The sequence below is a fragment of the Natronosalvus caseinilyticus genome (genome assembly GCF_017357105.1).
In the GTDB taxonomy this organism is placed as follows: domain Archaea; phylum Halobacteriota; class Halobacteria; order Halobacteriales; family Natrialbaceae; genus Natronosalvus; species Natronosalvus caseinilyticus.
This window is the reverse complement of sequence record NZ_CP071596.1, coordinates 2441208-2467967: the sequence shown is the minus strand read 5'-3', so window position 1 is coordinate 2467967 and position 26760 is coordinate 2441208. Positions and strand designations below refer to the sequence as shown.

29 protein-coding genes, 1 tRNA gene and 1 pseudogene are annotated in these 26760 nt (G+C 61.1%); 21 read left to right on the top strand and 10 right to left on the bottom strand.

Annotated features, from left to right (window positions below; all coding sequences use genetic code 11):
* The first annotated feature begins 103 nt into the window (after positions 1 to 103).
* Together J1N60_RS11835 and J1N60_RS11830 are read left to right on the top strand one after the other, a co-directional pair.
* On the top strand, positions 104 to 1549 hold the full coding sequence (locus J1N60_RS11835) for a DEAD/DEAH box helicase family protein (RefSeq protein WP_312907658.1): 1446 nt from the start codon (positions 104 to 106) through the stop codon (positions 1547 to 1549).
* Positions 1550 to 1643: 94 nt separating this feature from the next.
* On the top strand, positions 1644 to 2243 hold the full coding sequence (locus J1N60_RS11830) for a hypothetical protein (protein WP_312907657.1): 600 nt from the start codon (positions 1644 to 1646) through the stop codon (positions 2241 to 2243).
* 85 nt (positions 2244 to 2328) lie between these two features.
* On the opposite strand, the gene tmcA is transcribed toward J1N60_RS11830, so the two are convergent.
* Positions 2329 to 4659 carry a tRNA(Met) cytidine acetyltransferase TmcA gene (tmcA, locus tag J1N60_RS11825; RefSeq protein WP_312907655.1) on the bottom strand — a complete coding sequence of 777 codons (2331 nt, stop codon included), beginning with the start codon at positions 4657 to 4659 and terminating at the stop codon, positions 2329 to 2331.
* A gap of 309 nt (positions 4660 to 4968) precedes the next feature.
* Here tmcA and rpl7ae point away from each other — a divergent pair, with 309 nt between their 5' ends.
* The 7 genes from rpl7ae to J1N60_RS11790 all read left to right on the top strand — a co-directional run bounded on the left by rpl7ae (position 4969) and on the right by J1N60_RS11790 (position 8227).
* Positions 4969 to 5331 carry a 50S ribosomal protein L7Ae gene (gene rpl7ae, locus J1N60_RS11820; RefSeq protein ID WP_254156170.1) on the top strand — a complete coding sequence of 121 codons (363 nt, stop codon included), beginning with the start codon at positions 4969 to 4971 and terminating at the stop codon, positions 5329 to 5331.
* An 11-nt stretch (positions 5332 to 5342) separates the two neighbouring features.
* Positions 5343 to 5567 carry a 30S ribosomal protein S28e gene (locus tag J1N60_RS11815; protein ID WP_253435051.1) on the top strand — a complete coding sequence of 75 codons (225 nt, stop codon included), beginning with the start codon at positions 5343 to 5345 and terminating at the stop codon, positions 5565 to 5567.
* Positions 5567 to 6037 carry a 50S ribosomal protein L24e gene (locus J1N60_RS11810; RefSeq protein WP_312907652.1) on the top strand — a complete coding sequence of 157 codons (471 nt, stop codon included), beginning with the start codon at positions 5567 to 5569 and terminating at the stop codon, positions 6035 to 6037. The genes J1N60_RS11815 and J1N60_RS11810 overlap by 1 nt, the downstream gene beginning before the upstream one ends.
* Positions 6034 to 6498, top strand: a complete 465-nt coding sequence (ndk, locus tag J1N60_RS11805; RefSeq protein WP_312907650.1) for a nucleoside-diphosphate kinase — start codon at positions 6034 to 6036, stop codon at positions 6496 to 6498. The genes J1N60_RS11810 and ndk overlap by 4 nt, the downstream gene beginning before the upstream one ends.
* Positions 6499 to 6715: 217 nt before the next feature.
* Positions 6716 to 7081 (top strand): DUF7344 domain-containing protein, encoded by a 366-nt coding sequence (locus J1N60_RS11800; protein ID WP_312907648.1) that lies wholly within the window; start codon positions 6716 to 6718, stop codon positions 7079 to 7081.
* 129 nt (positions 7082 to 7210) lie between these two features.
* Positions 7211 to 7813 carry a superoxide dismutase gene (gene sod / locus J1N60_RS11795; RefSeq protein WP_312907647.1) on the top strand — a complete coding sequence of 201 codons (603 nt, stop codon included), beginning with the start codon at positions 7211 to 7213 and terminating at the stop codon, positions 7811 to 7813.
* A 147-nt stretch (positions 7814 to 7960) separates the two neighbouring features.
* Positions 7961 to 8227: a DUF5827 family protein gene (locus J1N60_RS11790; RefSeq protein ID WP_312907645.1), complete on the top strand. Its 267-nt coding sequence runs from the start codon at positions 7961 to 7963 to the stop codon at positions 8225 to 8227.
* Between the two features lie 42 nt (positions 8228 to 8269).
* Here J1N60_RS11790 and J1N60_RS11785 read toward each other — a convergent pair whose 3' ends face one another.
* Positions 8270 to 8848 (bottom strand): MBL fold metallo-hydrolase, encoded by a 579-nt coding sequence (locus tag J1N60_RS11785; protein ID WP_312912581.1) that lies wholly within the window; start codon positions 8846 to 8848, stop codon positions 8270 to 8272.
* Between the two features lie 127 nt (positions 8849 to 8975).
* Here J1N60_RS11785 and J1N60_RS11780 point away from each other — a divergent pair, with 127 nt between their 5' ends.
* From J1N60_RS11780 to J1N60_RS20645, 3 genes are all read left to right on the top strand, one after another.
* Positions 8976 to 10172 (top strand): DUF7343 domain-containing protein, encoded by a 1197-nt coding sequence (locus tag J1N60_RS11780; RefSeq protein ID WP_312907643.1) that lies wholly within the window; start codon positions 8976 to 8978, stop codon positions 10170 to 10172.
* An 82-nt stretch (positions 10173 to 10254) separates the two neighbouring features.
* A tRNA-Glu gene (locus tag J1N60_RS11775) sits at positions 10255 to 10329 on the top strand.
* A 386-nt stretch (positions 10330 to 10715) separates the two neighbouring features.
* Positions 10716 to 11297 (top strand): DUF7504 family protein, encoded by a 582-nt coding sequence (locus tag J1N60_RS20645; protein WP_425499288.1) that lies wholly within the window; start codon positions 10716 to 10718, stop codon positions 11295 to 11297.
* Positions 11298 to 11349: 52 nt separating this feature from the next.
* Here the strand turns inward: J1N60_RS20645 and J1N60_RS11765 are convergent, their stop codons facing one another.
* A complete protein-coding gene (locus tag J1N60_RS11765) occupies positions 11350 to 11817 on the bottom strand; it encodes a hypothetical protein (protein ID WP_312907639.1) in 468 nt (155 codons plus the stop codon).
* Positions 11818 to 12111: 294 nt separating this feature from the next.
* Here J1N60_RS11765 and J1N60_RS11760 point away from each other — a divergent pair, with 294 nt between their 5' ends.
* The 3 genes from J1N60_RS11760 (at position 12112) to J1N60_RS11750 (ending at position 14585) form a co-directional block, all read left to right on the top strand.
* Positions 12112 to 12618 (top strand): OB-like fold-containing membrane protein, encoded by a 507-nt coding sequence (locus J1N60_RS11760; protein ID WP_312907637.1) that lies wholly within the window; start codon positions 12112 to 12114, stop codon positions 12616 to 12618.
* A 5-nt stretch (positions 12619 to 12623) separates the two neighbouring features.
* Positions 12624 to 13148: a metal-dependent hydrolase gene (locus J1N60_RS11755; RefSeq protein ID WP_312907636.1), complete on the top strand. Its 525-nt coding sequence runs from the start codon at positions 12624 to 12626 to the stop codon at positions 13146 to 13148.
* A gap of 264 nt (positions 13149 to 13412) precedes the next feature.
* Positions 13413 to 14585 carry a hypothetical protein gene (locus J1N60_RS11750; protein WP_312907634.1) on the top strand — a complete coding sequence of 391 codons (1173 nt, stop codon included), beginning with the start codon at positions 13413 to 13415 and terminating at the stop codon, positions 14583 to 14585.
* Between the two features lie 214 nt (positions 14586 to 14799).
* Here the strand turns inward: J1N60_RS11750 and J1N60_RS11745 are convergent, their stop codons facing one another.
* From J1N60_RS11745 to J1N60_RS11735, 3 genes are read right to left on the bottom strand one after another with little or no spacing between them, the layout of a single operon-like run.
* Positions 14800 to 16017 (bottom strand): ABC transporter permease, encoded by a 1218-nt coding sequence (locus J1N60_RS11745; RefSeq protein ID WP_312907632.1) that lies wholly within the window; start codon positions 16015 to 16017, stop codon positions 14800 to 14802.
* The gene (locus J1N60_RS11740) at positions 16014 to 17255 is read right to left on the bottom strand and encodes an ABC transporter permease (protein WP_312907631.1); all 1242 of its coding nucleotides are present in this window, start codon (positions 17253 to 17255) and stop codon (positions 16014 to 16016) included. Before J1N60_RS11740 ends, J1N60_RS11745 begins: the two co-directional genes overlap by 4 nt.
* Positions 17248 to 17979, bottom strand: a complete 732-nt coding sequence (locus tag J1N60_RS11735; RefSeq protein WP_312907629.1) for an ABC transporter ATP-binding protein — start codon at positions 17977 to 17979, stop codon at positions 17248 to 17250. Before J1N60_RS11735 ends, J1N60_RS11740 begins: the two co-directional genes overlap by 8 nt.
* Before the next feature lie 485 nt (positions 17980 to 18464).
* Here J1N60_RS11735 and J1N60_RS11730 point away from each other — a divergent pair, with 485 nt between their 5' ends.
* Positions 18465 to 19802 (top strand): glycosyltransferase family 2 protein, encoded by a 1338-nt coding sequence (locus J1N60_RS11730; RefSeq protein ID WP_312907627.1) that lies wholly within the window; start codon positions 18465 to 18467, stop codon positions 19800 to 19802.
* Positions 19803 to 19983: 181 nt separating this feature from the next.
* Positions 19984 to 20916, top strand: coding sequence for an NAD-dependent epimerase/dehydratase family protein (locus J1N60_RS11725; RefSeq protein ID WP_312907625.1), 933 nt, complete (start codon positions 19984 to 19986; stop codon positions 20914 to 20916).
* Between the two features lie 191 nt (positions 20917 to 21107).
* Here J1N60_RS11725 and J1N60_RS11720 read toward each other — a convergent pair whose 3' ends face one another.
* From J1N60_RS11720 to J1N60_RS11710, 3 genes are all read right to left on the bottom strand, one after another.
* A complete protein-coding gene (locus J1N60_RS11720) occupies positions 21108 to 21683 on the bottom strand; it encodes a metal-dependent hydrolase (RefSeq protein WP_425499287.1) in 576 nt (191 codons plus the stop codon).
* Between the two features lie 242 nt (positions 21684 to 21925).
* Complete coding sequence (locus J1N60_RS11715) at positions 21926 to 22279, bottom strand: glycosyltransferase (RefSeq protein WP_312912580.1); 354 nt, start codon at positions 22277 to 22279, stop codon at positions 21926 to 21928.
* 36 nt (positions 22280 to 22315) lie between these two features.
* Positions 22316 to 22561 (bottom strand): hypothetical protein, encoded by a 246-nt coding sequence (locus tag J1N60_RS11710; RefSeq protein ID WP_312907622.1) that lies wholly within the window; start codon positions 22559 to 22561, stop codon positions 22316 to 22318.
* Positions 22562 to 22677: 116 nt separating this feature from the next.
* On the opposite strand from J1N60_RS11710, the gene J1N60_RS11705 reads away from it, so the two are divergent.
* The 4 genes and pseudogenes from J1N60_RS11705 to J1N60_RS11690 all read left to right on the top strand — a co-directional run bounded on the left by J1N60_RS11705 (position 22678) and on the right by J1N60_RS11690 (position 25449).
* Positions 22678 to 23184 carry an OB-like fold-containing membrane protein gene (locus J1N60_RS11705; protein ID WP_312907620.1) on the top strand — a complete coding sequence of 169 codons (507 nt, stop codon included), beginning with the start codon at positions 22678 to 22680 and terminating at the stop codon, positions 23182 to 23184.
* A 5-nt stretch (positions 23185 to 23189) separates the two neighbouring features.
* Positions 23190 to 23708: a metal-dependent hydrolase gene (locus J1N60_RS11700; RefSeq protein WP_312907618.1), complete on the top strand. Its 519-nt coding sequence runs from the start codon at positions 23190 to 23192 to the stop codon at positions 23706 to 23708.
* Between the two features lie 119 nt (positions 23709 to 23827).
* Positions 23828 to 24094: pseudogene (locus J1N60_RS11695) on the top strand (UDP-glucose 4-epimerase); the annotation flags it as partial.
* 218 nt (positions 24095 to 24312) lie between these two features.
* The gene (locus J1N60_RS11690; protein WP_312907617.1) at positions 24313 to 25449 is read left to right on the top strand and encodes a glycosyltransferase family 4 protein; all 1137 of its coding nucleotides are present in this window, start codon (positions 24313 to 24315) and stop codon (positions 25447 to 25449) included.
* Here J1N60_RS11690 and J1N60_RS11685 read toward each other — a convergent pair.
* Positions 25441 to 26745: a glycosyltransferase family 4 protein gene (locus J1N60_RS11685; RefSeq protein ID WP_312907615.1), complete on the bottom strand. Its 1305-nt coding sequence runs from the start codon at positions 26743 to 26745 to the stop codon at positions 25441 to 25443. The genes J1N60_RS11690 and J1N60_RS11685 overlap by 9 nt on opposite strands.
* Positions 26746 to 26760 lie beyond the last annotated feature (15 nt).

The window sequence follows — 26760 nt, the reverse complement described above, 5'->3', positions numbered from 1 at the left end:
CTCGCTTCCACTCTCTGGCCTGAAGGTCGACGACTCGAGTCACCGAAGCCGTCGTGAACGAACACGGGAATTATGTACTCGTCGTCCCGACTGTCGGTAGTCGATGACACCCGCTGGCTCCCCGTCGTCGATCCGTCTCCGGTACGAGGACGGGACGATCCGGATCGAGGCGCCCGAGGCTGGAGCCGAGGCGCTCCTCGAGGACGCCTCACTGGCCACGGTCGAACTCGAGCACGACCCGCGTTCGGACACCCTGCGAACCGAAGCCGTCCACTACGCTCACCTCCGTGCGGCGCTCGCCCGACGCGGCGATTCGGTCGAGGACGCGGTCCTTGCAACGACTACCGGCATGCCTGAGGACCTCGCCTCGGAGTACGAACTTCGATCCTACCAGCGGACGGCCCTCGAGCGCTGGCTCGAGACGGACCGCTGGGAGGGGCTGTCGTTCGCCGACGGCGGCCCGTCCCACCCGGCGCCCGCGGGCGTCCTCGAACTGCCGACCGGCAGCGGGAAGACCGTCATCGCCATCGAGGCCATCGAGCGCCTCGCGGTCCCGACGCTGGTCGTCGTCCCGACGATCGACTTGCTCGAGCAGTGGGCGACGGAACTCGAGGCGGAGTTCGACGTCCCCGTCGGCCGATTCGGCGGCGGCGAGCAGCGACTCGAGGCGCTGACCGTCTCGACGTACGACTCGGCGTACCTGAAAGCCGACGCGGTCGGGGACCGGTTCGGATTCGTCGTCTTCGACGAGGTCCACCACCTCGGCGGCGAGGGCTATCGCCAGATCGCCCGGCTGCTGGCCGCACCGGCGAGACTGGGACTCACTGCGACGTTCGAGCGTCCCGACGACGCCCACGAGGTGATCGAAGAACTCGTCGGGCCCGTCGTTCACCGACTCTCGGCCGACGACCTCGCGGGCGAACACCTGGCGCCCTACGACGTGAAGCGTCGGGAGATCGAGCTCACGGAACGCGAACGCGAGGCCTACGAGCGCCACCAGGGGACCTTCACCGACTACCTCGCGCGATCGAACATCCGGATGCAATCGGGGTCGGACTACCAGGAACTCGTCAAGCGTTCGGGGAACGACCCCGCCGCGCGGGAGGCGCTCCTGGCCCGCCAGCGCGCCCGCGAGATCATGCTCGGCGCCGAGGGGAAGATCGAGGCCCTCGCCGACGTGCTCGAGACGCACCGCGGCGAGCGGACGATTGTCTTCACGGCCTACAACGACCTGGCCTACGAGGTCGGCGAGCGATTCTTGATCCCGGTGATCACCCACCAGACTGGGACCGCCGAGCGACGCGAGATCCTCGAGCGCTTTCGCGACGGGACCTACTCCCGCGTCGTGACCTCGAACGTCCTCGACGAGGGTGTCGACGTGCCCGACGCATCGGTCGCGGTCGTGCTCTCGGGAAGTGGAAGCGAGCGGGAGTTCACCCAGCGACTGGGTCGAATCCTGCGACCGAAGGACGACGGTGGGCGGGCGATCCTCTACGAACTCGTGGCCGTCGAGACGAGCGAGGAGTCGATTGCCGACCGCCGGCGGTGAACTCGGGTCGGTGGTTTCCGGGCTGTCGTCCGTGTCGGCCTCGTCACTCGGTGAACCCTACAGCGTTATCACGGTCTCATCCTACCTTTCGCGTATGCCGCAATCGACGCTCTTTCACCTCCATTTCAACACGCCGTCCGTCGACGAAGCCGCAAACCACCTCGAGCGGGCCGGGCTCCCACTCGATCAGCGGTTCGGGAGCGTCCGCGGTGAGAGCGTTTCCCTCGAGCCGACCGACGAAACTCCCGAGGGGTTTCGATTCAAACTCCAGATCCACCAGCGAGGGGGCGCGAACGTTACGCTCGCCCCCGGCCGTCGTCCGCACTTCGAGCACCTCGGCCTGATCGTGCCCGATTTCGAGGCGGCGCTCGAGCGCGCGGAATCGCGGGGTTGGTCGGTCCGTCGAAACGAACGACGAACGTTCGTGATGGCGCCGTGGGAGTTTCGCGTCGAAGCCCACCCGCCAGACGGCGAGGGGGTCGTAGGTCTCGGCGACGTTTCCGACTGTCGGCTCGAGGAAACGGTTCTCCGTGTTCCCGAGGCCGATGTGGCGCGAGCGGCCCTTGCCGACGTGTTTGGAGAGGTCCCAGCGCTTCGAATCGAACCCGGTGAGCGTGCTTGGGTGGAGACGTTCGTCCTGGCAACGAGTCGAACGTCCAGGAACGTGGTCGTCGACGAACTCCTCGGCGGGTAGGCTACGGTATCGATCGAAACACGTACGATCGCGTATCGACCGAAGCGACCGCGGCAAACTCTCACTGCTGAATGGGACCACCGGGTTACTCGCGTGGTTCGTCGTCGAGAAATCGGTCGCGAACTGTCTGCGCGACGTCCCCGCTGTAGTGATCGACCAGCGGTTGAAGCGTCGATCCGAACGCCCGCATGCACTGACGCGAGGAGTGGAACTCGAGGCCTGCCGCCACGTCGTCCCAGGGGTGGGCCTGAAGGACGCGCCGGACGAGTAACTGTTCCTGATGCGTGGTGAGCGCGTCCTCGAGTTCCGGCGGTCGCTCGATCAGCGCCGAGATCACCAGTCGCCTGAACGGCCCGGGATCGACGTCGTACAGGCCAGGGCCGTACGCCGCGCCGGCGACGACCCGCCACTCGTGGGACGATAGCACGAGCGGGGGCGCGTGGTCGGCACCGATCGATCGACAGACGGCCCGAACCACGCCCGGGTCGAGGTCACGGAGGCCGTCCGAGAGAACTGCCGGGAGGCGGCGGGCGAACCTGGTCGCGTGGCGCTCGAGCATAGCCTCCCCTGTCTCGCTCACCGGCGCAAGCATGATCGCCGAGTACTCCCCGCTCGCGTCGTTGCGGGTCGTCGAGAGGTGGATCGTCCGGTAGCCGTTCGCCCGCCAGAACGAGACGAGGCCTGGCGTCGCGCCGAACCCGGTGCCGAGCCAGTCGACGCGGTCCTGGAACTCCGACCGGATGCGCTCGAGGAGGTGCGAACCGAGCCCCCGTTCGCGCCGTGCGTGGTGGGTCGCGATCCGAACCACGCGAATCCCGGAAGCCTCGCCCGCCGACTCCTCGCGCACGTGACTCGTCAGGATATCGGGGATCATGTTCCCGCGGATGCGTCCGCCCTCGTACATCCGCGCTCGGTCCGCTTTCGAGAGATTTCCCTCCCGCGCGAGCAGGGCAACGCTGACGACATGACCGTCCTGGAGCAGGGCCCGCGTCTCGAGGTTTGGCGCGTCGAGCAGGCGAGCGAGGTCGTTCGGCTCGGTTCGGTAGTGAGCGAGGACGAGCAGGCCGACGACTTCCCGGAGGAGCGACTCGTCTTCGAGGAGGGCATCGGACTCGAGGCGACGATACTCGACCGACTCCGGAGTCGCGTCCTCGATCAGCGGGGCAACCGGTGGGCTGGCGTCGAGCAACAGCGCTCGAAACGACCAGACCTCGAGCGGGTCGCCGGCGGCGTACCGGATTGGCTCCTGCAGCGCGTACTCGGAGACGTCGTGGTCGCTCGCCTCGAGGCGGTCCCGAAATCGAACCGAGAATCCGCGTCCTGCTCCCTCGTAGCCGTGAATCGTCGTCGCGAACGCAATTCGATCGGCGGCCAGTAGCGACTCGAGCACGGTTACCGAGAGGGCGGCGGCCTCGTCGACCAGCACGACGTCGGCGGTTTCGGCGCGGGAGACGGCCTCGAGCGGCGGGGCGTACTCGATGGTTCCGCCGTCGACGGTCCGCAGTACCTGACTGGTCGCCCCCGGGTCGCTCTCGAGGTCTTCCCGGGCGGCGAGCAACTCACTCGCCCGGGCGAAGGCTTCGGCCGCGTTCGCCCAGGCGGGCGCGGTAACCAGCACGTGATCGCCCGTTGCGGCGAAACAGCCGGCTGCAAGCCCGATCGCACTCGACTTGCCGCGGCCACGGTCGGCCTCGAGGACGACGGCGTTCTCGGGAGTGCGAAGGCGCTCGAGGGTCTCGAGTGCCGTTCGCTGGTCGTCGGTGTAACAGGCATCGTACGCGTCCGGAGGGAACGCTCGAGTCTCCCTGACGCCGTCTACAGCGTCCGGTTCGCGGGCGAAGTCGTCGGGCACTTCTCGCGTCTGAATGGGGTCCCCGCGGTACACCAGGCGGGGGGCTGGGTGCGTCAGGCCGTCGTCCTCGAGGCGGTCGTCGTCGACGTCCACGATAGCGATCCCGCGGTGGACGCGAAGCGTTTCGACGAGTCGTCGACGGAATCGCCCGGTCACGTCCTCGAGTCCGAACGGTGGAACGGCCATCGATCGCTCGAACGAACCCCGTCGGCCGGGCCACTCCTCGAGCGGCGGCGTCAGCAGGATCAAGAGTCCACCGGCGTCGATCGTCCCCACGAGCTTGCCCAGCGCGTTCAGTTCGAGGGTGTCGTGAGCGTCGAGGACGACGACCTCCCGGGTTGTTCCGAGGAGCGCTCCGGCTTCGGACTGCGTTCGGTGTTCACAGCGCAGTCGATCCTCGGGGCCGACCAGCGTCGTCCGCGAAATCGGGACGTCGAGGGACTCGAGGACCGTCGCCAGTACCTCGTACCCTCGTTCGCGGTCGCCTGCGAGGACGAGACCGCGACGCTCGTCGACCGCGGCGGCTTCCTCGCGGAGGGCTCGAGCGTGCGCGGCGACGTTCATGTGGGCTCATCGGACAGGTGATCGTAAGATACTGTCGGCTGGCTCTCGACTATGCTTCTCGTCTCCCCGCGATTGGACGTCGACGGAGACGCTGTGAGCGTTGGTTCGCCTCCGTCCCGTGCAACGGTTTCCCACGCCTCCGTTCGTTTGAACACGCTTTTAAGGGGGGCACCGCTACTGGGAAGTACACCCTACGCGGGGTTGATGATACTCCTAGCCTCACAGGACTTTCGCCGGACGACCCCGGCCCGGGCCCAGCCCCGGACGGCAGGGGAGTGCGAGCCCGCGCGTAGGAGAGGTGAACAACCAATGGCAGTCTACGTAACCACAGACATCCCAGCCGACCTCGCCGACGACGCCCTCGAGGCGCTCGAGGTCGCCCGAGACACAGGTAGTGTAAAGAAAGGAACCAACGAAACGACCAAGGCCATCGAGCGCGGCAACGCCGAGCTCGTCTACGTCGCCGAGGACGTCTCGCCAGAGGAGATCGTGATGCACCTCCCCGAACTCGCCGACGAGAAGGGCATCCCGGTCGTCTTCGTCGAGACCCAGGACGACGTCGGTCACGCCGCCGGCCTCGAGGTCGGCTCGGCGGCCGCGGCGATCGTTGACGCCGGCGAAGCGTCGAGCGACGTCGAAGACATCGCCGGAAAGGTCGAGGACCTCGACTGAGGTGACCACAGATGAGTGCTGAAGAAGCAGAAAACGGGTCAACGCCCGCCGAGGTCATCGAGATCGTCGGCAAGACCGGCATGCACGGCGAAGCCATGCAGGTCAAGTGTCGGATCAAGGAGGGCGAGAACCAGGGACGCATCATCACCCGAAACTGCCTCGGGCCGGTCCGCGAGGGGGACATCCTCCAGCTGCGCGAGACTGCCCGCGAGGCCGACTCCATCGGAGGACAATAATGGTCGAGAAGCGAACCTGCGACTACACGGGCGAAGAGATCGAGCCCGGCACGGGCATCATGTACGTTCGCACCGACGGTACCGTGCTCCACTTCGTCGATTCGAAGGCGGAGAAGAACTACAAGCTCGGGCGCGAACCGCGCGACCTCGAGTGGACGGAGGAGGGCCGTCGCGGCAAGGGTCCAACTCAGGTCGACACGTCGGCGGACGAATCCACGGAACCCGACCAGGAGGTCGAAGCCGAGGAGGACGAAGATATCGTCGAGGAGAGCGAAGTCGAAGACGAAGACGAAGCTGACGAAGACACCGAACCCGCCAGCGACGAAGCGGTCGCCGAGGAAGAGGAGACCGTCGAAGGCGAAGCGGAAGCCGAGGACGACTCCGAAACGGGCGAGGAAACTGAAGAGGAATCCAAATCCGAATCCGAGGCCGAGGGGGAAGCCGAAGCCGAAGAAGGTGAAGAAGCGTGAGCGATCACGAACGCACCTTTGTCATGGTCAAACCCGACGCCTTTGCTCGCGGACTCGTGGGCGAAGTCGTCTCTCGACTCGAGGACCGCGGCCTCAAACTCGTCGGCATCAAAGTGATCAACATGCCCGAAGAGCGGGCCAGAGAGCACTACGCCGAACACGAGGACAAGCCGTTCTTCGGCGGTCTCATCGAGTTCATCACCGCGGGACCCGTCGTTCCGATGGTCTGGGAGGGCCAGGACGCCACGCGTCAAGTCCGGCAGATGATCGGCGCCACCGATCCACTCGAGGCAGCCCCCGGAACCATCCGCGGCGACTACGCGCTGGACCTCGGTCGGAACGTCGTTCACGCGGCAGATCACGAGGACGAAGGCGCGAACGAGCGCGAAATCGCGATCCACTTCGACGAGGACGAACTGATCGACTACGACCAGCACGACGCGTCCTGGCTCTACGAATAACTCGAGGCGGGTATCGGAGCCCCTATCCGGTATCTGGCCCGAAAGTAGACCAGCGTCGAACGGAACGACTCACACGACGACCAGTGAATTTTACCAGATATGTCGAGTGTATGAAGAAATACAGGTACGTATTCGGATAGACGTAACGTATAATGTGCACCCACCAGTATAAGTGGGTGGTGGTTTCGAATGTTACGTTACGGTAGGTGGTTTGCAAATGAGTAACAGGGAGAAGGGATCCACGGCTCGAGCATGTTATACGACGCCCTCACTGGACCTGGTTTTTGAACTGCTCGCAAGTCGTCGTCGCCGCCAGGCGCTCTATTATCTGTCCGAGCAATCGGACGGCGTCGCGTCGGTCGACGAGATTGCCGACTACGTTCACACCAACGACGACCGGAGCGACTATTCGGCGGACGGACGGTCCGAGATTGCCGCGGGACTCAGACACGTTCACCTTCCAAAACTCGAGGATGCTGGCGTGATTGACCACGACCCGCGGAGCCAGACGGTCAGGTACTGGTCCCAGCCGTCGCTGGAGGAGTGGCTCGAACACGCCTATCACAAGGAGTCGATTCAATAGTTCCGCTCTCGACGGCGATACGTCGGAGATGGTGACGGTCAGCGAAGCCGATAGATTGTGGGGTGTGATAGCGTTTCCCTCCTCAATGTTTAACAGGTCAGCGGTCGATTGCTCAACCGGTGTTCACCAATGACTGACCACGAACTGCCACCGCTGCCGTACGATTACGACGCACTCGAGCCATCTATCTCCGAACAGGTCGTAACCTGGCACCACGACACCCACCATCAGGGGTACGTCAACGGCCTGAACTCGGCCGAGGAGGAACTGGCACAGAACCGTGAGGACGGCGACTTCGATTCGACGCCGGCGGCGCTGGAGAACGTCACGCACAACGGCTGTGGACACTATCTCCACACGCTGTTCTGGGAGAACATGGATCCGAACGGCGGCGGCGAACCCGAGGGCGACCTCGCCGACCGCATCGAGGAGGACTTCGGCTCCTACGAGGCCTGGGAGGGCGAGTTCAAGGCCGCCGCGGGCGCTGCCGGCGGCTGGGCGCTTCTGGTCTACGACCCCGTCGCGAAGCAACTCCGCAACCTCAAGGTCGACCGGCACGACCTCCACGCGCTCTGGGGCGCACACCCCATCCTCGCGCTGGACGTCTGGGAACACTCGTACTACTACGACTACGGCCCGGACCGTGGAAGCTTCATCGACAGCTTCTTCGACGTCGTCAACTGGGACTCCGTCGCCGAGGAGTACCAGACGTGCCTCGACCACTTCGAGTAAGCGACGACTCTGTACATCATCACACTTTTTTGGCGCCGACAGTGAGCGAGTAGCGACGCGTCTCAAGGGACTCACTTAGAGCGACTCGCCTCGAGCGGCGACCGTCGAAACCCACACCGTTTAGCCGCGAGGCCCGTTAGTCGAGGTATGCCCGTTCCAAAGGACGAATTCGACACCTTGCCACCGTGTGACTTCTACACGCCCGAAGAACTCCTCGAGGCCGACCAGATGTACAGCGTCTACGAAATCGCCCGACTCTTACAGGGGCTCGATCCGAACGCGGAAATCGACCGCGAGACGGAGGACATTCTCCTCGACTGGGCGATTCCGTGGATCATGACCAACGCAGAGGACCTGGTGGTGGGCGAACCGCGAACCGACGACGAACCGGGCTACTACGGCCTCAAATCCTGAGCGCCGAGGAGACCAGCGAGGCCAGTGAGGCCAGCGAACGGTTCATGCCTGCCTGGCCATCCGACTCGCCAGTTCGACGTGTTCGTACGGCTCGTCGGTGACGCTCGGCCCGTGGCCAGCGTGAAGCGCCTCGAGTCCGGGGTCGATTCGCTCGAGTAGCCGATCGATGCTATCGATGAGCGTCGATCGATCACCCTCCGGAAGGTCGGTTCGCCCGAACGCGCCGTTCTGGAAGACGAGGTCGCCAGCGAACAGCACGCCTGTCTCGCGTGCGTACAGACAGAGGTGATCGTCCTTGTGGCCCGGCGTGTGCAACGCGACGTACTCGTCGTCGCCGAGGATGACCGTCGCCTCGTCCCCGAGTTCGTGGTCGACGCCATCGGCCGACGCGTCGAACCCCCAGACGTTGACGTCGAAGGCCGTCGCGACGGCCTCGAGATTACCGACGTGATCGGGGTGGGTGTGAGTGAGCACGACGGCATCGAGTGCGTCGACGTGTTCGCGGATCGCCTCGACGACGTCGAAGTTCGCTCCCGTATCCACGAGGACGGTCCGGTCGCCGGTGACCAGAAACGCGTTGCTCGTGAACACCTGCTTGCCCGCGGCGAGATTTACGATCATCGACAGCAGGTACGTCTCGGGCCACTTTGTGCGTGTCGACACGTGATTTCGGACGCCTGGATATGCGTACCGCAGTGGAATCGACATTCACAAGGTCTTTTACTGAGAGCACGTACAAGAGAGACGAATGAACGGGTCGGCTCTTCGAACAGGGATCCTCGTGGTCGCTCTCCTCGTCGCCGCAGTCGGTGGCGGAACGCTGGTGGCTGCTGACGATTCGACCACCGCGGTCGAACGGGAACGGCACCCGGGTATGGACACCGGACAGCCAACGTTCGGCGCTGGCGACGATCAATTCGCGAACACCGCCGCCTCGTTCCAGGAGCAGGGCTTCGAAACGACGACGTTCGTCGTCACAGTCAACGACGACGGATCGGCCATCTGGACGTTCCGATACGAACGCATTCTCGAGGACGACGAGGCTGAGGCGGAATTCGAGACGTTCGCTGAAGAGTTCGAGTCCGAAGAGACCGAACGGTACACGGACTTCAAGGACCAGGCAAACGCCCTCCTCACCATCGGTCGAGAGGAGACCGGCCGCGAAATGAAAGCGACCGACTTCAACCGAACGGCCAGAATCGAACAGCGGTTCAACACGAGAGGCGTCGTCGAGATGTCGTTCACGTGGAACGGATTCGCGCAGGTAAACGACGGCGAAGTCGTCGCTGGCGACGTGTTCGAAGGGAACTTCGTCATCTCCTCCGACCAGACACTCGTCATCGAAACGGGTGACGACCTGCGGTTCGCCGACGTCCAACCGGCCGGCGAGCTCAGCGCATCGTCCCTCGAAGCCAGTGATTCGGTCACCTGGACCGGCCGAAAACAGTTCCTGGACGGTCAGCCGCGCGTCATTTTCGCGAGCGAATCGGCAGGTGGATCGGTCGAACCAGACGGGGACACGGAAAACGAGTCGGCGCTCCCGATATCCACCATCGCACTGGCGCTCGCTGGTGGCGCGATCTTGCTCGGTCTCCTCGCTGCCGGTATCTCCCGGTACGGCCTCCTGTCGAGGACGGATCGATCGGATCCAGATCCACGCCCCGAGCCGACTCGAGAACCCGATCAATCGTCCGCCCAGCCGATACCGGACGACGAACTCCTCAGCGACGAGGATCGGGTCATCTCACTCATCCGAGAGCGAGGCGGCCGAATGAAACAGGTCAACATCGTCGACGAAACCGGCTGGTCGAAGTCGAAGGTGAGTATGTTGCTCTCGGAGATGGAATCCGACGGTACCATCAGCAAACTTCGCGTCGGTCGGGAGAACATCATCAGCCTCGAGGGATTCGAACCGGAGGCGACCAGATCACCATTCGAGGAGTGATCCGCGCATGCGACGACTGGACACGGTACCGATGAAACGCAACCCTTAAACAGTCTTCTCGGCAAGCATAGATTGCAAACCCGCTCCGTTGGTGTAGTCCGGCCAATCATATTGCCCTCTCACGGCAATGACCAGGGTTCGAATCCCTGACGGAGCACTCCATTCTCCCGCCGTCTGGTGATTTCGTCCGTGGCACCGAGTTGACTCGTATGCCGCTCTCGTGCCTTCACCGCTGTGAGTCATATCGATCGGTCGCTGTCCAACCCCATACTGGTTGCCGTGAGTACTGCATTCTGGTTGGCCCCGATGAACAGAAACTCCCATTCGTGTTCTACCCGCGGTAGTCTACCTGCTCGCGAGCTGGTGCCTGAAGGGGTTCGGACGCGTAGTAGTTTCAACCACGTTGATCCAGCGACCGCCGAAACATGGCTACAGGCTTTCGCCGTCTGGTGGAACTCGGTGAACGAAACACAATGGATTACCCACCTCGCTTATCCTTTTTGAAAGTACTTATCAGGACGCTCACTATAGTATTGAAGCACGATGGATAGGGGGAATTCGGAACGGGGATCAAATCGGTTACTGCTCGGACCATTACCGGACGATGGAGAAATCGACTCGTACCTCGAGGGTGTGGGGCTATCCGACCAGTCTGCTCCAAAAGTAGTCGTTTCGGCTCGTTGTTCGCCAGCGACGATTCTCGACTACCAGCAAACTAACGAATCCAGCTCCTCGAGTATCGATATTATTCGCGTCAGTGGTACGGTCCAAAAGTCGACGATGCGTCCCGACGGAACCGAGAGAGATACCGGACAGATAAACGCAGTTGCCGCGAGCGATTTGACTGGCCTCGGAATCGAGATCAGTGAATCGCTCGCGCGACGTGATCAGAACGGTCCAGTGGAGCTCTGGTTCGATTCGATCACACCGTTGATTCACGCCACCAACTTCGAGCGGGTGTTCAGGTTTCTCCACATCCTGACTGCTCGAATCGAGTGTACGCGCGCCACCGCGTTCTACCTCGTCGATCCCACAGCCCACGATCAGCAGACGGTTACGAGCCTTACGTATCTGTTCGACACCGTTCACCACGTCGACTGGCGTAGGCCCGAATCGTCCCAGTAGCGGGTACACAACGCGACGAGGTGGCAGCCCGCGGCTTCAATCGCGGTCCGTGTCACCGTCCGAGTCGGGCACTCACCCTCGGATACAACGTTCCAACGAAGCCACCGTAGACGAGCAACCCGAGCAGGCTCTGCCAGTGGACGAACGGAAACGGCGGGGAGTACTCGAAGAGGCGAAGCCACAGAGGGAGCACAACGACGATTCCGACGAGCCAGACGAACAGCCCGAACATGACCCCCATCGTAGTGCCAGTGATCGGATCAGTTACGTCATCCTCGAACATCCTTATTTTTCCGAGGCCCAAGTAGGCGAACCCGCCGACGACACTGGCCAGTCCCAGAAGGATGGTGCCGATCAGCATATCAGGCGCTCCGAGCAGTCGACCCACTGAGTCGAGCAACCCGAGTGCGTACAGGATGGCCCCGAACGCGAGTCCTCCGGCGAGCCCGGCTGTCACGATCGCGAGTATGTCTGTTCTCCCACCGTCGAGGGATTGCCTCCTCGAGAGATGTCCACTCATTGTCTTCTAATGCAGTTACTCCCGTACGTTCGTATATATGTTCGTGTATATTTTCGCATATATATTCGTCTCGAGGCGTAATCGCTATCCAAGTACCTCGGATACCGTCAGTCAGGCATCCGTTGCGTTGCATAGCGTAACGCGGCTCTCGGAAGCGTTGCGAGTCGTGTCGAATGGGACTCACGATTCGTCTCGAGCCTCGAAACCGCAGTCGACTCGAGTCACGATTCGCCTCTCGAGTCGGGATTTGAAACTATACTGATCATTACGTCGGTTCACTTCGAAGAATCGATTGTGTTAGAGACTCCGCTCCACCGCTGTCTCGGTATCATGGTCCTGACCGTCGGTCTCGTCGGGCTCTTCGTCCTCGGCGGCGCCGGTTGGTCGGTCGATGCAGCCGTTGCAAGCGACTCGAGCGGGGCAGACGAGGTCGTGCTGTTCGCGGACGTCAATTTCGATTTCGGGGCCAACTATCGTGATGTAACGACGACAGTCGTCGACCAGGATACTGCGTCCGAACGGGTAACGACCGCCGGAGTCGTGGACAGTTCGGGTATCGCGGCGGCGCTTATCGCACCCGCCGACCGAAACCTGGATGTCCGGATCGGGGGCCTCCTGTACGTCCATGCAATTTCGATCGTCGGGGCCGCAGTCGTCGCAGGCCGTGCACTCGTCGGCTGGCGAATCGACATTCGAGGAGTGGCACTCGTGCCGAAGGAACCGCTTCCGGTCGATCCTACTCACGGAACGAACCGTCAAGCGCCACTGATGACGGATGGCGGAACACAGCGGGGAGAGTAATCCACATGGCCGACATGCTGACCCACGTTTTGATCGCGTTTACGCTCGCGACGCTGCTGTCGCTTCGATACCGATGGATTACCCCGCGATTGGCGAGCGTTGCGATGGTCGGCGCGGTGATTCCCGATCTCAATCGCTTGAAATGGATTGTGTCACCCGAGACGGCCGAATCAACGCTCGGGCTAACCATCTCGTGGTGGCCAATGCACTCGATCGGCGGTGTGGCCATCGTAGTTTGCATCGGGGCGCTCCTCGTCCAGCCTCAGTATCGACGACCGGTTGCGCTATTGCTCGCGCTCGGTGTCCTGTCTCACTTCGTGCTCGACCTCCTGTTAGTTCCCCGAGCGGGTTCGTACCAATATCTCTGGCCACTCACCAGTGCGGACATCGTCTTCCCCGGCTTCTACAGTAGCCGAGACCGATGGCCAGCACCCGTTGCAATTCTCCTCGCGCTCGCTTCCCGGTCGCTTGTACAACGTCGACAGTTTCGGTCGCTCGAGACAGAGTCCACGACACCCGCCGACGCGTGAACGACCCCTGCCTACTCACTCACGGCTACCACCGTTCGTTCCTTGAGGACGGGGGCTTAGCACCCTCTCCTTCAGCTAAGCGATCGAGATCCGCGACTGTATTCCGTCCATTCTTCGACGTGCGACGATACAATGCACCCGAACGGACTCCTTCTCAGACCTGATCCTGTCCGAATTGTTAATTAACTTCCACTAAGGCCGATTAATTGGCGTAACTGTAATATCCTCTAATACAGGAGGCTGTCGAACTGACGGTGAGCTCATATGAATACCCCACTGGACATATCGGACCGAGAGAACGTGGCTCGTCGCCCGTTTTTGATCGGCCTCACGAGCATCGGTCTTCTGGGTACTGTCAGCACCGTCAACAGCACGGACGATGACGAGAAATCGGACGATGATGCGTCCGCTGATCCAGCCGACCACCATCGTCTCGACCAGGCATTCGCGTGGGATGCCGATTTCGATTTTCAACTGACCAACCGGATGCAACTCGATGGGGATCCCGCTGAGAGCGGGCGCGAGCACGTGGTGCACATCACCTCCCACGGCCAGGAGTCAGCCGACTATCCCACGTCGGCGGTCGACCTCCAGGATCGATCGCTCACCCTCGGCGACGTCGAGGCCGCCGGCTCGCTCACCTACGATTACTACAAAGGGAAGGAGGCCACCTATCGAGTCCCTGACGAGGTCTTCCTCATCGTTCGACACGGCCAGGACCTCTCGGTTACCTATCGCAAACGGGACACCGAGGACACTGGCGTCTGGGAGACGCGCGACGTCTCAAGTGAGTTCACCCAGGACGGCTGGCGTACTATCCACCTCGAGGCGGACGACGTCGACGTCAAGGGCGAACGCGTTCAGGTCTCGACGAAAGTAATCGGGAATTACTTCATGGAGATTCGGGAACAGGATAGCTCTCAAACGCTGTTCGAACAGTTCGATGCCGAAACCGAGTTGCTGGCGGTCGCGATCGGTAACGGCAGTATCGAGGGTGTCGTGAGCGATGCGTATTTCCACAACCTGTACGTGTCCGACCAAGAGTACGTGTTCCCAGCGATGCTCACGATGGACGCGGAGTTCACCCCACCGCGGGTGCAACCTGGGGAAGGGCAATTCACCGCCACGCTCTCGTTTGCGAACTCGGCCGATGAGGCAGCCGTCTCTCTCGAGGCGATCGACGCCGAATCGGTCCAGCTCGCCCCATTCGGCTCGATCACGCCGCCCGTTCCCGGAACGGACGAAGCCGACCAGGCGGTCTCCGCGACGGAGCTTCGACCGACCGGTCGCGGCCTCGACGTTGTGTTCGATGCCAGTGCGGTCGCCGACGTGATCACCGGTGAGACTACGGTGTGTGTCTCCGGTGCGTTCGAGATGGACGAACCGTACACGTTCGCCGCTCTGGGCGACCTCGAGGTAGCCGGGCGGTCGGACTAGCACGGTGGGATCGAGGCTCGGCCTGAACGCGACCCTTTTTCGAGGCGGTGCTCTGGAGACTCGAGGCAGGGCGTCTCTCGGATATGACGACGCTACGGCGATCATCGCATGGATGCACGGAGGGAGCACCGACGTGCGGGGGTAGGAGGAATTCGATTTTCGACCCCTCTCGAGCATTACTCGATCACTCTCGAGCACCACCCGGCCCACTCGATCACTCGAGATACTCGAGGCGAACGACACGACTCACGCGCCAGCCAGCGATAAGGGCGGCAAGGGTGCCGACGCCGAGGGCGATTGCGAACCCCACAGCGTACACCACCGGCGGCGTTCGGAGCAGGCCGTCGAAGCCGACCAGCCACGCCGCGGCGTCGTTGAGCACGCTGGCGAGCACCGGCGTCAACACGAGGCCAAGTGTGCCACCGACAGCCCCGAAGACAAGCCCCTGGCCGCCGACGAGGCCGGCGAGCACCGGTCGCGAGAGGCCGAGTGCCCGGAGGGCCGTGAGTTCGGCGCGTTGCTGGTAGGCAACCAGCGTCAGAATGTTCACCGTCAAGAGCAGGCCCGTCACCACTGCCAACCCTACCAGCATGGCGCCACTGACGAGTAAGAGTGTCTGCTCGCGAAGCATCGATTCGAGTTGTTGCTCGTTCGTACGTACCTCGTAGTCCGGATACGCTCGCTGGAGGTCGGCCTGGACGGTGCCGACGTCGGCTCCATCGGCAACGCTGATGACGACGAACGCGGCCCGATCGCTCCCGGTTGTGCCGGCGAGGCGCTGGAGTTCGCCCAGGGGAAGCACCACGGTCGACGTGCCGAGGAACTGCTGGTACTCGTCGGCGATGGCGACAACGGTAAACGCCTGGTCCTGGGCACCCTCGCGACTAATTCCGACGAACACCGTGTCCCCAGGAGTGAGATCGAGGCGCTCGGCGGTCGTCCGGTCGACGATCACTTCCGCCGTCATCGGGCCATCGTACGCTCCCTCGGCGTAGTGGGCCGTCCCGTTGGTGAACCCCTCCCCCGTGTCGACCTGTGCCCCCCGGGCGCCGACCGCGGGGACGAGCTCGAGGTCCTCGGAGTTCGTGCCGATGTAGACGCCATGAAACGCGATCGGTGCGGCGCTTTCGACGTCGTCGCGGCCGGCGATCTCGTCGGACAGACGGTGGGCGTCGATGACGGGATTCTCGAGGCCCCCGGTCTCGGTGATGGCGACTGGCCCGCCCGTGAGCCAGAGATCCTGATCGGCCTGTTCGAACCCGGCCTCACCCGTCGCGAGGACGCCGAGGCCCAGGCTCGACAACAGCGTGACGGCGAGGACGGCGAGCGCAATTGCGATAACGACGAGCGTGGCCCTCCCTCGTCGATGGCGAAGTTCGGCGATCGACATGCCGAGGACGCCCAGAAGCCGGGCGGAGTACTCGAGAATCATCGGTTGAGTTCCTCGAGGGCGGTGGTTCGTCTGGCGAGCGCGATTGGATACGGCAGTGCGAGGAGTCCTGACAGGAGGGCGACCCCCACGGCGTACGGGACGAACGTAGTGGGGAAGACGGCGATGGCCTCGGGGGCGATCGTCTCGGTGGCGACTCGGTTGAGGAGAGCGACGCTGCCCGCCCCGAGCGCAACCCCGACGAGGGCGCCGGCCATCGCGAGCGCCAGGGTCGTGAGCGCGACGATCGCCAGCCGGAGCGAGCCGGCAAAACCCAGTGCCTCGAAGATTGCGAGCTGTTGGCGATCCCGTTCGACGGTGATGGCGGCCGCCGTCGCGATAAACAGCGTGCACAACAGGACGCCGACGAGGGCGGCGATGACGCTCGTCGCGAGCGCAAGGTCATCGTCGTACACCGCTCCCTCGTCGACTTCGCCCGCCGTCTGGATCGTCGCGTCGGGATACTGCGATTCGATCGTCTCGTGAACCGCCGGCGATGCGGGGTCGCCCTCGACGAGGAGGTGGTCGGCCAGATCGGCCTCGGCCGTCCCCGTCAGCGACTGGAGTTCGCTCAATCGCAGCACGATTACCGGCAGCTCGAGTCTCGACGACCCGTCGTCGATCGCGGTGACCTCGTGTGACTGGGAGACCGCCCCTGTTCGCGGGCTCCGAAGGAGGAGTGACTCCCCCTCGGCCACGTCGAGACGCTCAGCCGTCGTCGCCGGGAGGAGGAGGTCGCCCGTCTCGGGGCCGTCGTAGGCGCCCTCGGCGTAGTGGGGATCGCCGGGGTCGAGCGGTGCCGTCGAGAGGCCGTGGATGGTGATGGGCGTCTCCCGGGGGACGACTCCCAGCGCGAGCACGATCTGGGGATCGGTCGCCTCCCGCGTGCGCACCTGGACGACCTCCGTGAGCACTGGCGTTGCGTACTCGACGTCGGGGTGGGCGTCAATCGCCGCACTACGGTCGTGGGCGTCCTCGAGCCGCGGGCCTTCGGACTCGACCACTGGCGATAACGTCCCGCCGTCATCGGGTGTGACGTACATTGCCGCCTCCGTGGACGCCGGCGAGTCGGCGGCGAGGGAGACGGCGATCCCGGTCACGGTGAGCAACACCGCGATGGTGAGAGCGACGAGGGCGACGGTCGCGAGCGTCCGGCCCGGGGCGCGTCGGGTGTGGCTCGCGAGGTGGCTCCCGACGAGGCCAATGACGCCGAGCCAGCGGGCACCTCGAGAGTCACCCATCGGTGACCACCGCCCCGTCCTGGAGGTGTATCACCCGGTCGGTAGCCGCCAGCACTTGGTCGTCGTGGGAGGCCACGAGCACGGTTCGGTCGGCGGCGACGTCCCCGAGAAGATCCAGCACCTGGGCGCCGGTCTCCGTATCGAGTTCGCCCGTCGGTTCGTCCGCGAGCACCACGTCCGGGTCGGTCACGAGCGCCCGGGCGATCGCCACCCGTTGTTGTTCGCCGCCGCTGAGTTGCCCTGGCCGGTGGTCGAGCCGGTCACCGAGGCCGACGTACTCGAGCAGGGTCTCCGCGCGGTCGTGGCGCTCGCGTTTTCGGACGCCGGCCTGGATCAGCGGGACGGCGACGTTTGCCCGCGCCGACAGCGACGGAAGGAGGTGAAACTGCTGGAAGACGAAGCCGACGTGGGCGTGGCGATACCGGGTACGTTCGGCCGCCGAGAGGGTCGTGATGTCGGTGCACAGCACCTCGATCATACCGGTGGTCGGGACGAGCAAAGCGCCGATAGCGTGGAGTAACGTCGATTTCCCGCTGCCGCTGGGGCCTGCAAGGCCAACGAGTTCACCCGGTTCGACCGTGAGGGTGACGTCCCGGAGGGCCGTGACCGAGCGGTCGGGTGTTCGACGCCGAGACTGGGTGAACTCGTGACCCACGCCGACACACCGAACGGCGGGTTGAGTGAGGTCTGTGGACTGACGGTGCTCGCTCGCGTTTTGATCCATCTGCGGTGGAACCGATGGTCGTACGGGCGGATGGGGTATTGTTAGCGGTAGCGTACAGCTGAGGGGGGAGGGAGTTCGTGTAGTAACTGGCGCGGGCTGCTCGAGTCAATTCGTGGAGTCTGTCCGCTACTCACGTCGTGTACGTTTTGGTGAAGTGTATGGAAATTTGTAAGCTGATGCTACTATGGAATTGAGCGTGGTTTATTGACAGACGGCTCACCAGTATTTCAATCACGATCTATTGCTGAGTCGATAAAAATCACGTTGGATGACTGAAAGTTATATGTCTAACCAAGTGGGAGGGTGTCAAGCGAGGGGGTAGACAATGCAAGTACGCAGGTATCCAAAGATCGTTCGGAACGCTCGTATCAAGTGTATCGACTGTAATGCGCCGGTCACCATCACCACCGATGGCCAATACGTCTGCGTCAGCTGTGGTGAATTGCTCGTCGAAAAACGGATGAACGGGGACGGGGGTGGAGCCAATGGCAACCGAACCAGCTCCCTCTGAGATCAGGACGGCCAGTGGGGAGGAATCGGATCCCAAAATCGGTGAGGCCAGTGAGTCACTGATCGTCCCCGCTGACAGTACGGAGAGACCGCGACTGAGTGTTATCCTTCCGACGCTCAATGAGGAAGCGGGCGTTGGTGAGTGTATTGACCGGATTGAGGCGGCAATCGACACACTGAGTGTACGGACGGAGATCATAGTCAGCGATAGTTCGACCGATCGAACGCCTGAGATTGCGCGGGAGAAAGGCGCGATCGTCGTCCATCCAGACGAATCCGGATACGGCTACGCTTACCGGTACGGCTTCCAGTACGCACGCGGCGAGTACATCGCGATCGGTGATGCGGACACGACGTACGACTTCGAAGAGTTGCCGAAACTGTTCGAGCTCGTTTCGAACGGCGACGCTGACATGGTGATGGGAAGTCGGCTGAAAGGCGAGATCCGGCCCGGCGCGATGCCTGCCCTGCACCAGTACGTCGGGAATCCCCTGCTGACCCGGTTTTTGAACCTGTTCTACGATGCTGGCGTCAGCGATGCCCATAGCGGGTTCCGGGTGCTTTCACGCGATGCTCTGGACCAACTGGAATTGACGACGAACGGGATGGAGTTCGCCAGCGAGATGATTATGGAGGCCGGCGCCCGTGGCCTCGAGATTCGGGAGGTGCCGATCACCTACCACGAACGCAAAGGGGAGGAGACACTCGAGAGTTTCCGAGACGGCTGGCGCCACGTCCGCTTCATGTTGAAGAACGCCCCTGGCTACCTGTTCACTGTGCCTGGTCTCGTGTTCGGCATGGTCGGTGTCTTGCTGATGGGACTCGTCACCTTCGGCATCACCATCGCCGGGATCGTTCCAGGGATCCGCTCGATGATCGCCGGCGGACTCCTGGTCCTCGTTGGCTACCAGGGTGTGAGCTTCGGGGTGTTCTCCACGGTGGCAACCGATCCGATCCGCCGGCCGACCGACCCCGTGACGACCTGGCTCTGTGACCACATCACGCTCGAACGCGGGGCGACTGCCGGTCTCGTCGTGTTCACAGCCGGCACCGTGTACGCGACATACTTGCTCATCACGTGGATCGCGAACGGCTATGACGTGCTCCCGCTGGTTGCCGGTGATATCGCCACGTTCGTCGCGATCGCGATTGGGATACAGACCGTGTTCACGTCGTTCTTCATCGATATCCTTACCGACGGCTCGCAGACGCCTGACCGGTCTCGTGTCCCCACGCTGGACCAACTGGAGCTGTCGGGACAAACCAGCGCCGTGAACGAAGAGACGGAGCGCTCGATGGAGGGCACCGATTGAACGGCGATCGATCCGCGCCGTATCCAGTCTTGGTCCTCGATGTCGATGGCCCCATCCACGGTCTTGCTGGAAGTGACAACTCAAACCATGTTCGTCAGGGGACGATCTCCCCTCGTGAGTGCTGCCAGGAAATCGAATGAGCAACCGAAAGGTGCTTACATCACTCTTTCAAGATATCTGTATGGATCTGTCTGGAAAGCGGATTTTGCTAACCGGTGGGGCCGGCTTCATCGGCTCCCATCTCGCCGAACGATTGCTCGCCGACGACAACGACGTCATCGTCGCCGACGACTGCTCGAACGGTCGACGCGAGTGGGTCCCCGACAACGCACAATTTATCGACGCGGATCTCACCGATGAGGATGCGGTCGCCGACGTCATCACACCCGACCTCGATCTCGTGATTCACCTCGCGGCTCGCAAAAGCGTCAACGACGACGATCCGAAGACACAGTTTGCGGAGAACACGGCGATCACTCACTCGATCCTCGAGCGCATGCGAGCGGTCGACGTGCGCAAAATCGTCTTCACCTCCTCCTCGACGGTGTACGGCGAGGCACCGCGGCCAACGCCCGAGGATTACGCGCCGCTCGAGCCGATCAGCGTCTACGGGACGAGCAAACTCGCCGAAGAGGGGCTGGTATCGACGTACGCCCACTCACACGACTTTACCGCGTGGACGTTCCGTTTTGCGAACATTGTCGGGCCACGACTTCGCGGTGCGGTGATTCCCGACTTCATCGAGAAACTGCGTGCGGATCCGGACACGCTGACGATCCTCGGTAACGGTCGCCAGGAGAAATCCTACATGTACATCGAGGACTGTCTCGACGCGATGCAGTACGTGATCGAGCATACGGACCGGCCGGTGAACACATTTAATCTCGGGACGCGGACGACGACGTCGGTAACTCGAATCGCAGACCTCGTGAGTGAGGAACTCGGACTCGAGCCCGACTATGAGTACACCGGCGGCGATCGTGGCTGGACGGGTGACGTGCCGAAAATGCGGCTGTCGATCGAGAAACTCGTCGGCTTGGGATGGGATCCCACCCGAGAGAGTGACGCGGCGGTGCGGCAGACGGCACGCGAACTGGCGGCTGAACTCGATTGAATCGGAGACCTGTGTCTGTGGGCGACATCCGAGCGCTTTCAGGTGACTTGGTGGTGAGGGTCGACAGAACGAACTCGTTCTGGCTGCATTGACTGGGCGGTGTCACTCACCACGAGTAGGACTCGCGTTGGTACCAGCTCATTACTATCGTGTCTTGATACGGGTGAGTCGAGCGCCGCGAGTCTTCCATCTCAGTTGCTGGTGGCGGTTGGTGAGCCAAACGCGGCCCAGACGCGAATCCCGATGAACACGACGAGGGCCGTTACGATCAGGGGAAGCTCAGGGTGGGTCTGTGGCTGCTGGTACACCTCGAGCAGGCGCACCCAGGGCGCGACACTGTCAGCTGTATAGCGAGGGGCGGGCAGGGCTGGCCAGAGCAGGAAGGTCAGCTCGGCGTAGGTGCCCGAACGCAGTGGCCCAATGCTATCACCAACGAGGTGCGAGAGGTAGCCGATCGCGAACGCTGCCGGGGTGACCGCACTGAGTCGCTGGATCCAGTGGTGAGCCGAGCGCTGGCGGAGCATGTGGGCGCCCCACGTGATGAAGCCCACACAGAGGACGGCGGTCAGGAGCGAGTGGGCGACCGACCGGCCGCTCTCGAGCACGCCAAAGTACGCCGACGGCTTGTCGATGAGATCGGGAACCTGGCTGCCGATCGCCAGCGGGACGAGCGGCCAGCGTGCCGGGAGCGGACGGCGCGTGACGGCCGCGTACGCGACGTACCAGAGATACGCAAAGGCGAGATGGCCGAGGGGAAACACACGCATGGTAGGGTTCGGGGGCTGATTAAACTGCGCGATTCAAGGCGCGACGTGAGTGGGGGCTGTTTGGGTTGGGGCCTTTCCGTTCCCGACATCGGTGGCAAACAGGATTACCGTGAGAAGGGTAGCACGCGACGACGGAGCGCAAAGGTCGTCGTAACGAGGTGGGTGGCGCTACGTATGTCACTCTCGAGGTCGACGTCGATCGTCGTGAATCATTCACTGACGGTGGAAACCACGACTCAGAATCACCAATTGCCGTCGATCGCCCGTCGATAGCACCGCTCCGCTTGCTCGGCCACAGTATCCCAGTCGTACCGTTGAGCTCTGGTCACCGGATCTGAGCGTGGGCGTTCTCCCGTGAGTGCGCGTTCGAGAACGCTGGCGACACCGTCGACGGTTGGTGCCGCGAGAAAGCCCGCATCGTCAATCACTTCGGAGGCGGCGGATTCGGGATGCTCTGCCGCGATGACAGTGCAGTCCGCGGCCATAGCCTCGGCGAACGTGATGCCGAACCCTTCGCGGGTAGAGGGCGAGGCGAAGATTTCAGCCGCGCGCATGTGTGCGAGAACGTCGTCGTACTCCTCGAGGAAGCCAAGCAGTGTTACACGGTCTGCGTGCTCGAGGGCTTGGGTCTGTTACTCGAGGAGGTTGCGTTCCTGGCCATCGCCGATAATGCTTATTGTGACATGGGCTGTATGCGCGACGCGGTCGAATGACTTGAAGAGGAGGTCGACGTGCTTGTCCTCGATAAGTCGATCGACGAAGAGCACAGTGAAGCCGTCCCCAATGGGCTCTGGCGGTTGGATGCGTTTTACTTCGATGCCGTTCGGGACGACGCAGACGCGGCTGGAGTCGATCGATGCGAGGCACTCGGCCGTCACCCTCGAGACGTCGTTTCCATTCCGTAACGAGCGTCGATTCGAGTCGTGAGTCGGTTCTCGAATCGGTTCGCGAATCAGTACTGACTATTACTTCGATGCCGGCCGTCGAAACTGCCATGTTACGGGACCCGCTTCGCCGCTGTATCGGTATCACCGTTCTCCTCGTCGACCTCGTCGGCGTCCTCGTGCTCGGCGGAGCCGGCTGGTCGGTCGACGCGGCCGTCGCGGACGGCTCGAGCGGGGCCGAGGAAATCGTTCCCTTTGAGGGCGCAAATTTCAATCTCGGAGCCGAGTATCGGACGCCGCGGTCAACGGCCTCTCAGGACAATGTCGCGGGTCGGTCAACAGTGGCCGGAGGTAGCGTGGACGCGACTGGTCTCGCGAACGCGCTCGTCGCGCCCGCCGACCGGAGCGGCGATGTTCAGATCGGCGGACTCCTGTACGTGCACGCGATCTCGGCCATCGGCGCGGCGGTGGTCGCCGGTCGTGCGCTCGTCGGCTGGCGACTCGAGCTCCGTGGACTCGCACTCGTTCCAAGAGGCGGTCGACGAGTCGGTCGGTGGAGCGATCCGGATCGCCGCCAGGCGCTGCGAGCTGACGGCGTGTCGCGCCGGGGGGCGTGATCGCCATGGCCGATGGCTTAACACACGTTCTGATCGCGTTCGCGCTCGCGACGCTGCTGTCGCTCCGCTACGAGTGGCTTACGCCGCGATTCGCGACCGTCGCGATGGTCGGTGCGACGCTGCCCGATCTCAACCGGTTGGAGCAGGTACTTCCGCCGGCGACCGTCGAATCGGCGATCGGCGTCTCGATTTCGTGGCGGCCGATGCACTCGATCGGCGGCGTCGTGATCGTCATCTGCATCGGATCGCTGCTCGTCCAGCCGCAATATCGGCGCGCGGTCGCGCTGTTGCTTGCGCTCGGGGCGTTCTCCCATTTCGTCCTCGATTTACTCATGATTCCGGGATCGAAACCGTACCTCTGGCCGTTGATCGGTGCTGATATCTCTATCCCCGGGTTCTACACCAGTCACGATCGGTGGCCGGCCCTGCTCGCGATACTGCTGGCGCTGGGCGCTCGCTCGATCGCCCGCCATCGACGGCGACGCTTGCTCGAGACGGAGCTGGCGGGACAGATCGATGGCTAATTGCTCACAGTCGTCCGCTTGTACGGGCTCCGATTTGACAAACGCAACGATACCGAAAAAACGGGAACTGGGCTCTTTTGCGGCCTGGCTACCAGAGCTATACCTAGAGCGTCTCGCAGATCAAACACGCGGATCGGCCGGTGAACACGTTAAATCTCGGGACCCGGACGACGACGTCGGTGACGCGAATCGCAGACCTGGTGAGTGAGGAGCTCGGACTCGAGCCCGACTATGAGTACACCGGCGGCGATCGTGGGTGGACGGGTGACGTACCGAAGATGCGGCTGTCGATCGAGAAACTCGCCGGATTGGGATGGGACCCTGACCGAGAAAGCGACTCGGCAGTGCGCCAGACGGCACGCGAGCTGGCGGCCGAACTCGATTGAATCGAAGAAATGGATCAGGGTCCACCCGTTTCGTTCACGATGGGATCGATAATGGCGTTTACAGCGATCGTGACCGGATTTCAGACGGTATTCGGGCCGTTCTTCGTGAGTACGGTTGCTTCCGATGGGTAGCTCCTATCGGACTTTATTATTTTAGACTATTACAAATTTATAATATTTAAGATATTGGTGAAACAGACCTCTCCCTTCGTCAATTTATGACGACAATCTTAAGCCATCTTGTAGGAAAGAACACTCAAAGCGTGTCACTCAACTTTGAACAAGATATCCTGCATAACATCACAGAATTAATCGAAAATATACCGGGCCGGATAGAATCGATCGGTATTCTCGTTTCTCGTTTAGACGAATCGGAAGGTGCCGGCCACGTCGCAATCCGACAGTTGCGCACCTTGCGGGATGCAGGATATACTCCTACTGCGTTCACATTCGAAGCCGAAATAGAACCGGATGGGTTCAGGGTTGAAGAAATAGGGAACGGCACCCTCCTCAATGATATTGCTGTTCGCCCTAGATATCTGTTCAATCCACTAAGCATGCTCCGGATGGCACGCCGCCTCAGTTCGTTTGATCTACTTGTCGTTCACCAGCCGGTACTCTGTCCAGTTGCAGTTCTTACGAAATACCAGTACGGGACGACTACCATATACTATAACCACCATATCACTGAACCTAATGAGAAAGTTGGACTAATCGAGAAGCTTTTTGGGTATACGGTATATCGTGGGATCCTATACTCAAGTACCAAATTAGATAGCGTGGTCTCAGTTAGCAAGTACAGCAGAGACGAATACAAGGCAAAGTTTGGCAAAACCGGCCCCGTAATCTACAATCTTATCGATGAAGAGTTCTACCACGAGGAAGTTTCGGGCTCCCCGATAAGGGATAAATTTGGTCTCGATAATAAGCCGGTAATTTTGTACGTCGGCCGTCTCGCGCGCTCCAAAAGGGTTCACGAACTGATCGATGTGTACGAACGGATTCTGAATACCTATCCTGACGCTGTATTACTCCTCGTCGGTCGGAAGGATGAGAGCGATTATACAGAATACCTAGTCAAACAGAAAAAGGAGTCAGATGGGCAAATAATCTTTACAGGAATGGTCCCCGAGTCTGAACTCCCGCACTACTATGCCGCTACCGATGTTTACGCTACCTGTTCTGAAAAAGAGGGTTTCAATCTCACTATTGCTGAAGCTGAAGCGTGTGGTACACCCACGGTAGCTTATGATATTGGTGCCCACTCCGAGGTTCAGACCAATGGTCGGTTAGTCGATCTTGGCTCAAAAGATAAGTTCGCATCCGAGATCATCGAGTTATTGAGATTAAGCTAAATCTCGATATACGTCAAGCAACTCATTAACATGTCTTTTGATATTAAAATGATCCCTTCTATCTATGCACTCTTCATAACTCTTCACCGTGATACTCTTGTATGCCTCATTAATCGTGTCCGATAGATTCCTAGCGTCACTTGAACGAAAGAGGAATCCTGTTTCTTCTGTTAGTAGTTCAGGTATCCCACCTATTTCTGCTGCTATCACGGGTGTCCCCATTGATATGCTTTCATAGATTACTGTAGGCGAATTATCGTACCATTCAGAAGGAACAACAGTGGCATGGGCATTGCGATAGTACGAAATCAACTCCTCTTCAGACACGAATCCATGAAACTTAATATTGGAATCGGTAGCTAATTTCTCCAGTTCCTCTCGTTCAGCTCCTTTTCCGAGGATATCCAGTTGTATGGCTTTCTCTGAATTCAACTGTACAGCCTCTATCAGTGTATCAACTCCTTTATCTGAGGATACCCGTCCTACATAAAGAAGACGAATTTTTCCCTCCTTTGTCGGTGGCTGCTTTTCGATTTGGGGTTTATCATTTAATGGTACCCCGTTTTGAATTACTTCGCAATCTCCACTCTGGAAAAACCCGTACTCTTTGTGTTTCTGTATTAGAAAATCAGATGGAGAGATATACTTATCAACCTGCTTTATTAGCTGCTTATTGATTTCATGATATGGTTTAAAATAGGAACCCGGCTCCCACACTTCTCCGTTTCTGTACATACTGGGTTGGAAATGCAGCAACGAGTAGTCATGAAGGGTGTGGACAAGAGGGGCCGAATAGCTCCCAGCAGCCGTAAACACAGCACCTGAGTGTCCCTCATAGTTGTGAAGGTGGATGAGATCCGGTGAAATCTTCTGGATTATTTTCTTCAGGATGATATAGGAGTGAGGATTCCACGTATCAATAATTTTAAAAGGAATGAATTTCCATGTCGGTTGATCAGGAATATCCACTGGTTGAAATACATTCCTTGGCCTATAACGGAAGACTTCAATGCCATCTTTCTGATCTGAATTATAGGACAGGGGTCCAGGATCTGCAGAACCTGTCGTTGTGATGACGGAGACCTGATGACCTCGTTCTACCAATTCTTTGGAAATTAGCCTTACATTCTTTTCTGCACCGCCGAGCATCTCAGGTGGGAAAAGGCTAGATATGAGACAAACATGCATTGGTTTGATCACCCATACGTAGATGACATATAAAAGCACGTAAGTTTTCCGGAGTTCCGTTATTACTGTGTAGAGACTGTGGGCAGTTATTTGCGTAAATATGTACATATAATAAAATTTCTG

What these genes read in the sequence shown, in the direction of transcription:
- J1N60_RS11810 (WP_312907652.1), top strand. Translation starts at nt 5,567, where the DNA reads ATGGTCGAGAAGCGAACCTGCGACTACACGGGCGAAGAGATCGAGCCC.
- J1N60_RS20645 (WP_425499288.1), top strand. Translation starts at nt 10,716, where the DNA reads ATGGATAGGGGGAATTCGGAACGGGGATCAAATCGGTTACTGCTCGGA.
- J1N60_RS11720 (WP_425499287.1), bottom strand. Translation starts at nt 21,683, where the DNA reads ATGCGTGTGTTTCCCCTCGGCCATCTCGCCTTTGCGTATCTCTGGTAC.
- J1N60_RS11705 (WP_312907620.1), top strand. Translation starts at nt 22,678, where the DNA reads ATGTTACGGGACCCGCTTCGCCGCTGTATCGGTATCACCGTTCTCCTC.
- J1N60_RS11835 (WP_312907658.1), top strand. Translation starts at nt 104, where the DNA reads ATGACACCCGCTGGCTCCCCGTCGTCGATCCGTCTCCGGTACGAGGAC.
- J1N60_RS11765 (WP_312907639.1), bottom strand. Translation starts at nt 11,817, where the DNA reads ATGAGTGGACATCTCTCGAGGAGGCAATCCCTCGACGGTGGGAGAACA.
- sod (WP_312907647.1), top strand. Translation starts at nt 7,211, where the DNA reads ATGACTGACCACGAACTGCCACCGCTGCCGTACGATTACGACGCACTC.
- J1N60_RS11815 (WP_253435051.1), top strand. Translation starts at nt 5,343, where the DNA reads ATGAGTGCTGAAGAAGCAGAAAACGGGTCAACGCCCGCCGAGGTCATC.
- J1N60_RS11755 (WP_312907636.1), top strand. Translation starts at nt 12,624, where the DNA reads ATGGCCGACATGCTGACCCACGTTTTGATCGCGTTTACGCTCGCGACG.
- J1N60_RS11690 (WP_312907617.1), top strand. Translation starts at nt 24,313, where the DNA reads ATGACGACAATCTTAAGCCATCTTGTAGGAAAGAACACTCAAAGCGTG.
- J1N60_RS11740 (WP_312907631.1), bottom strand. Translation starts at nt 17,255, where the DNA reads ATGGGTGACTCTCGAGGTGCCCGCTGGCTCGGCGTCATTGGCCTCGTC.
- J1N60_RS11685 (WP_312907615.1), bottom strand. Translation starts at nt 26,745, where the DNA reads ATGTACATATTTACGCAAATAACTGCCCACAGTCTCTACACAGTAATA.
- J1N60_RS11785 (WP_312912581.1), bottom strand. Translation starts at nt 8,848, where the DNA reads ATGATCGTAAATCTCGCCGCGGGCAAGCAGGTGTTCACGAGCAACGCG.
- J1N60_RS11745 (WP_312907632.1), bottom strand. Translation starts at nt 16,017, where the DNA reads ATGATTCTCGAGTACTCCGCCCGGCTTCTGGGCGTCCTCGGCATGTCG.
- tmcA (WP_312907655.1), bottom strand. Translation starts at nt 4,659, where the DNA reads ATGAACGTCGCCGCGCACGCTCGAGCCCTCCGCGAGGAAGCCGCCGCG.
- J1N60_RS11725 (WP_312907625.1), top strand. Translation starts at nt 19,984, where the DNA reads ATGGATCTGTCTGGAAAGCGGATTTTGCTAACCGGTGGGGCCGGCTTC.
- J1N60_RS11700 (WP_312907618.1), top strand. Translation starts at nt 23,190, where the DNA reads ATGGCCGATGGCTTAACACACGTTCTGATCGCGTTCGCGCTCGCGACG.
- J1N60_RS11800 (WP_312907648.1), top strand. Translation starts at nt 6,716, where the DNA reads ATGAGTAACAGGGAGAAGGGATCCACGGCTCGAGCATGTTATACGACG.
- J1N60_RS11780 (WP_312907643.1), top strand. Translation starts at nt 8,976, where the DNA reads ATGAACGGGTCGGCTCTTCGAACAGGGATCCTCGTGGTCGCTCTCCTC.
- J1N60_RS11790 (WP_312907645.1), top strand. Translation starts at nt 7,961, where the DNA reads ATGCCCGTTCCAAAGGACGAATTCGACACCTTGCCACCGTGTGACTTC.
- J1N60_RS11830 (WP_312907657.1), top strand. Translation starts at nt 1,644, where the DNA reads ATGCCGCAATCGACGCTCTTTCACCTCCATTTCAACACGCCGTCCGTC.
- J1N60_RS11735 (WP_312907629.1), bottom strand. Translation starts at nt 17,979, where the DNA reads ATGGATCAAAACGCGAGCGAGCACCGTCAGTCCACAGACCTCACTCAA.
- J1N60_RS11750 (WP_312907634.1), top strand. Translation starts at nt 13,413, where the DNA reads ATGAATACCCCACTGGACATATCGGACCGAGAGAACGTGGCTCGTCGC.
- J1N60_RS11730 (WP_312907627.1), top strand. Translation starts at nt 18,465, where the DNA reads ATGGCAACCGAACCAGCTCCCTCTGAGATCAGGACGGCCAGTGGGGAG.
- rpl7ae (WP_254156170.1), top strand. Translation starts at nt 4,969, where the DNA reads ATGGCAGTCTACGTAACCACAGACATCCCAGCCGACCTCGCCGACGAC.